At 42.9% G+C, this 4,906-nt stretch carries 6 protein-coding genes; 2 read left to right on the top strand and 4 right to left on the bottom strand.

Translation table 11 applies throughout. The features are described 5' to 3' along the window. Positions 1 to 106: 106 nt before the first annotated feature. The gene (locus IQ229_RS13070) at positions 107 to 1,390 is read right to left on the bottom strand and encodes an ankyrin repeat domain-containing protein (RefSeq protein ID WP_194044305.1); all 1,284 of its coding nucleotides are present in this window, start codon (positions 1,388 to 1,390) and stop codon (positions 107 to 109) included. A gap of 198 nt (positions 1,391 to 1,588) precedes the next feature. Between IQ229_RS13070 and IQ229_RS13065 the strand changes: the two genes are divergently transcribed. Beyond that, positions 1,589 to 2,059 (top strand): DUF4079 domain-containing protein, encoded by a 471-nt coding sequence (locus tag IQ229_RS13065; protein ID WP_194044303.1) that lies wholly within the window; start codon positions 1,589 to 1,591, stop codon positions 2,057 to 2,059. A 62-nt stretch (positions 2,060 to 2,121) separates the two neighbouring features. On the opposite strand, the gene IQ229_RS13060 is transcribed toward IQ229_RS13065, so the two are convergent. Further along, positions 2,122 to 2,793 (bottom strand): DUF1997 domain-containing protein, encoded by a 672-nt coding sequence (locus IQ229_RS13060; protein WP_194044301.1) that lies wholly within the window; start codon positions 2,791 to 2,793, stop codon positions 2,122 to 2,124. A gap of 178 nt (positions 2,794 to 2,971) precedes the next feature. On the opposite strand from IQ229_RS13060, the gene IQ229_RS13055 reads away from it, so the two are divergent. After that, positions 2,972 to 3,628: an NAD(P)H-binding protein gene (locus tag IQ229_RS13055; RefSeq protein ID WP_194044299.1), complete on the top strand. Its 657-nt coding sequence runs from the start codon at positions 2,972 to 2,974 to the stop codon at positions 3,626 to 3,628. A 130-nt stretch (positions 3,629 to 3,758) separates the two neighbouring features. Here IQ229_RS13055 and IQ229_RS13050 read toward each other — a convergent pair whose 3' ends face one another. Both IQ229_RS13050 and IQ229_RS13045 read right to left on the bottom strand, forming a co-directional pair. Continuing rightward, positions 3,759 to 4,412: a TIGR04282 family arsenosugar biosynthesis glycosyltransferase gene (locus IQ229_RS13050; RefSeq protein ID WP_194044297.1), complete on the bottom strand. Its 654-nt coding sequence runs from the start codon at positions 4,410 to 4,412 to the stop codon at positions 3,759 to 3,761. A gap of 32 nt (positions 4,413 to 4,444) precedes the next feature. Further along, positions 4,445 to 4,906 (bottom strand): pilus assembly FimT family protein (locus tag IQ229_RS13045; protein WP_194044295.1); only part of this gene is annotated, 462 nt, incomplete at its 5' end.

Below are 4,906 nucleotides of genomic sequence, written 5' to 3'. Positions count from 1 at the left end.
GCATAGATTTGGTTTTTTAAACTTTCTTAGTATTTAAGCATTTAGCCTTCATTTAATGATTTGTCAAGAAATTTCTGAAAATATTTTAGATGAAGAATTTAGATTGCTATTCTTGCGCCCCAGCTTTTTGGAGACTCTGCACCACATTCTTATAACCATTAAATTCTGCAATCATCAAAGCAGTATAACCGCCCCGGTTTTTCAAATTTACATCTGCCCCAGCTTGGAGTAATAACTGCACAATTTCGCCATAACCTGCTGAAGCAGCCCACATCAATGATGTGGCCCTCGCTGAGTCTTGAAAATTCACATCTGCCCCCTTTGCTAGCAGCAAATGTACGATCTCTTTGTGTTGGCGTTCGGTTGCCTTGATCAAAGCAGTTTTGCCATCATCCCCTGGAATGTTGACATCAGCACCATAGTCTAACAACACTTGCACCGTTTGGGTGTGTCCTTGTGATGCAGCCAACGTCAAAGGTACTTCACCAAGATTTTTCCCATTTATATCTCCGCCAGAACGTAGTAGTGCCTCGACAATTTGGCTATGTCCCTGCAATGCTGCTACAAGCAGTGGTGTATCGCCCAGGTGGTTGCTAATTTGGACATCTGCACCTCTGTTAAGTAATATTTGCACGACATCAATGTAGCCTTCCACAACGGCAAGGTGTAAGGTAGTTTCACCATCTCGATCTTGAAGATTAATCTGGGCACCTCCATCTAGTAAAGCTGCTGCGATCGCACTGTGTCCAGCCGCTGCTGCTGCCGATAGGGCAGTTCCACCATCTGCGTTTTTCACATTCACATCAGCCCCTGCTGCTAGCAGTGCTTCTACAATCTCCAGATGTCCCAAATCTGCCGCTAGCATTAAAAGTGTCTCACCCTCCTCATCTGGGATATTGACATCGACACCAGTTTGGAGAATTGCTTGTAAAACTTCTATTTTTCCCTGCTTAACGGCAAGTTTCAATGCCGTATCATTATCTTTATCAGCAATATCAACTTGGGCACCAGCAGCCAATAAAACTCGCACTACATCGATATGACCTTTGAGGACTGCTGCCATTAATGCTGTACTGCCATCTTCATTAGTGGCATTGACATCCGCACCTTTAGATAGTAAAAGTTGCAAAATGTCAAGTTGTTTGGCACTAGCCGCCAACATCAAAGCCGTTAAACCATAGAGTTTTCTGGGCAAGTTGATATTTGCCCCAGCATCGAGCAGCGATCGCACAATTTCGGTGTAGCCTAAATTGGCAGCAAACATTAACGCCGTGGTACCTTGGCGATCGCACGCGTCCACCTTTGCACCAGCAGTCAATAGCGCACACAGACCCTTGATATCGCCACTTTTAGCAGCTTTTAGCAGCAAAGTATCGTTGTTTTCAGTCATGAATGAGATCCCACACACGGGGTTTTGTTCGTCTACCCTCAAAATTTAGTCTGAGATTGTTTATCCACTTTGGCAAGAGGGTGAAGGAAAATAGTCGGGGATATGCGGAGTCTCTTTTAATTTGTGCAACATTAAGCACAGAAAATAGAGTTATGCTAATTTTTATAAATATTTAATAATTAATTAGGCGAGAACACGATGAGTCTGGAACTTTCTACGTCGGTGAAATATTGGCTGAACTTCTTCCACCCGGTGCTCATGTGGGCGCTATTAGTACTCTCAATTTATGCTGCCTATTTGGGACTGCAATTACAGCGTACCAGAAATGCTCAAGGGGAAGAAAAAAAAGAACTGATTAAAGGTAGATATAACGTCAGACACTACCAAATCGGTTCTATACTCCTAGCTTTGATGGTAGCAGGTGCGATCGGAGGGATGGCTGTCACTTACATCAATAATCAAAAGTTATTTTTCGGGCCTCACCTGCTGGCAGGACTTGGTATGACGGGTCTAATTGCATTTTCTGCTGCTTTGTCCCCTTATATGCAGAAAGGGGCAAATTGGGCGCGCGCAACTCACATTTTAATAAATTTCACCCTTTTGGGACTTTTTGCTTGGCAAGCTGTGACTGGGGTGCAAATTGTCCAGAGAATTCTTACTAAAGCTTAGTCATTTGTCATTTGTCCTTTGTCATTTGTCATTAGTGTATGAGATGACAAAGGACTGTTGACTCAGCGCTTTTTCTTAAAACTCGCAGGAAAAGGTATTTCCAAAGATTTATGAAAATCTTCTTGAACTTTGCGAGTTAAGCGGCGGGAGACTTGGCGGACAATTTGATTAAGCAAGCGATCGCCTGTAGATTGAATTATAGACTGGGGTAATCGCTGAATAAACCGGGGAAAGTGAAGATAAACTATCAAATCCAATTCCCATTCAACTCTTGTAACCTTACTAATGCTAGTGGAAACATCGGTTTCTTTTAACTCTAGAGATGCGCGATAGTCTACGTCATAACCAGGCGGTTGGTAGTCAGGAATGGGAATTGTACGGATGCGGTAAATACCCTCCTCTGGGGGCAACAATTCCAAACCTATTTTCGGTTCTACTTCATAACCAAAAGAACCAAAACGACCAATTGTTAAAGCATAGCCATTTTCCCCAAGTGATTGTACCTTCATGGGTTCAGCGCAGCGCGAAAACCATGAGGCATGAGCATTGAGATACTCAGCAACCTTCTCTACTGGGGCAGCCATTTCCATAAAATCTTGATAACGACCGTAAAATTTTGTCAGCGTCGCTACATTTGGTTCTGTTAATGTGTCCTCGGCTTCTTGGCTGGAGGCTACAGGTAAAACTGCTTCTGTTATTTCCCAGGATTTATATTCGCCTTTTCTTGAAAGCATAAATGCATTACTGTATATTTTGGCGTTAGTCTATATTAATGATTCCCCACACACCTGGATCATTTCGCATTCAGATCCCATTTTGACCGAAACCTCATGAATCTGCGATCGACTCCATAGAATTACTAAAATAAAGAACTGAAGAAGCACACAATAGTTTCCCAGGATAGCATTTATCATGAAAGCATTTGTAGCAGGGGCAACAGGTGAAACAGGTCGCCGGATTGTGCAAGAGTTGATAGCGCGGAATATTCCCGTCCGAGCGTTGGTGCGGGATATAGAGAAAGCTAGGGGTATTCTGTCTCCTGAAGCCGAATTAGTGGTAGGCGACGTATTACAACCAGAAAGTTTAATTGCTGCCTTGGGAGATAGCACAGTTGTGTTGGTTGCGACTGGGGCAAAACCTAGCTTTGACCCCACTGGCCCCTATAAAGTGGATTTTGAAGGGACTAAAAATTTAGTAGATATTGCTAAGGCAAAGGGAATTGAGCATCTTATCTTAGTTTCTTCTTTGTGTACTTCCCGGCTTTTCCATCCGCTGAACTTGTTTTGGCTAATTTTGTTGTGGAAAAAACAAGCTGAAGAGTATATTCAAAAAAGTGGTCTTACTTACACGGTTGTGCGGCCTGGTGGGTTGAAGAATGAAGACAACTCCGACCACATCGTGATGCAGAGTGCAGATACGCTGTTTGATGGTAGTATCCCCAGACAGAAAGTTGCCCAAGTTGCAGTTGAGGCGCTGCTTGAAGCAGATGCACGCAATAAAATTGTCGAAATTATTGCTAAACCTGAAGCAGCCTCAAAAAGCTTTAAGGAGCTATTTCAGCAGTGCTGATATTTCACAGGATTTTATTGCTTCTGTCTCTTAATTCTCATCTCAAGATCATCGGCTCACATCTTTATGGAAAAGTGATTCCTATGGCTATACCTACGCACTTTTTCAATTTGCCCCTGGATTTTGCTCCTTAAAGCGATCGCTCCATCTTTCCTGCAAGGGCTTGTTCCCAAATTGGCAGATCCTCCGGTCGGTCAACATCAGCTAAGGGCAACAAGTCCACGTATGATAAATTAAGTTTCTGGGCAATATCTACAGTTTTCTGGAATACTTGAGCAGTTCCCCACTCGATGTTAACGAATAACTCCGGGATGGGTTGGCGCAAACCAATTAAGTAATATCCACCATCGATCGCAGGGCCAAGTACGAGGTCAAAAGCGTATAACTTCTCAAAGGCTGTTGCTAAAATCTGGGCATTCACTCCAGGACAATCTGTACCAATGATAATTACTTTTTCTGCACCAGATTGAAAAGCATCAAAAAGCGATCGCGCCATCCGCAAACCTAGATCCCCTTCACCTTGAGACTGGTAAATCAAATCCAACCCCAGCCAGTCTTGCATAAGTTGCGAATCGCCACCTGCAAAACGCACTTCCACAGATATGTCAATGGCTTTTTGCAATTCTTGAACCTGAAATATTGTATGCTCAGTCATTTCCCGTTGAAGATTGGCAGCACCAACATTTCCCAAAGCAGGTATCAATCGGGTTTTTGTCCTACCTGGTTCTGGATAACGGGTGAAAATAATCAGGTGTTGTTTTGCGTTTGCTGGTAAGTTCAGCACAAAATACCTTGTTTGAATGAACTAATAATATCTTAATAGCAATACTTATTGTCTTTAGCTATCGCATTATCTTTGCCCATTCGCATTGCTCCTAAAATCGTAGAAACAATCACACAACGCTTAGTTTTACCACCAGACTTAATCGATAGCGCGATCCGTCCTAAATCTTTAGCATTACCTCTGTAGTCAAATCTAACTTCTTGTACAGTACTGAGTGATGATTGAAAGTTTGTCTCAGAATCTAAGCGAACATTGGCATCTAAATTATTCCAGTTAGCGTTAGATGGGTTTACTGTAGCAGGATGAACCGCCCATTGAACGATGCCGTTTTGTTCACGAAAGCTGGCTTGCCAAGTCAATTTATCCTTGGTGGCTTGCCTTTGAGCTTGGCGCATAGCATAATAGACTTCGTTTTGAGCAGTGTTGAGATGGCGAGTCTCCACAAAAGCTAGCCAGTTGGGTATTGCGATCGTAGCTAATATACCAATTAATAC

The sequence above is a fragment of the Nostoc cf. edaphicum LEGE 07299 genome, from assembly GCF_015207245.1.
Classification (GTDB): Bacteria; Cyanobacteriota; Cyanobacteriia; order Cyanobacteriales; family Nostocaceae; genus Nostoc; species Nostoc edaphicum_B.
Note: the sequence above shows the minus strand (reverse complement) of the source record. Positions and strands in the feature narration are given on the sequence as shown.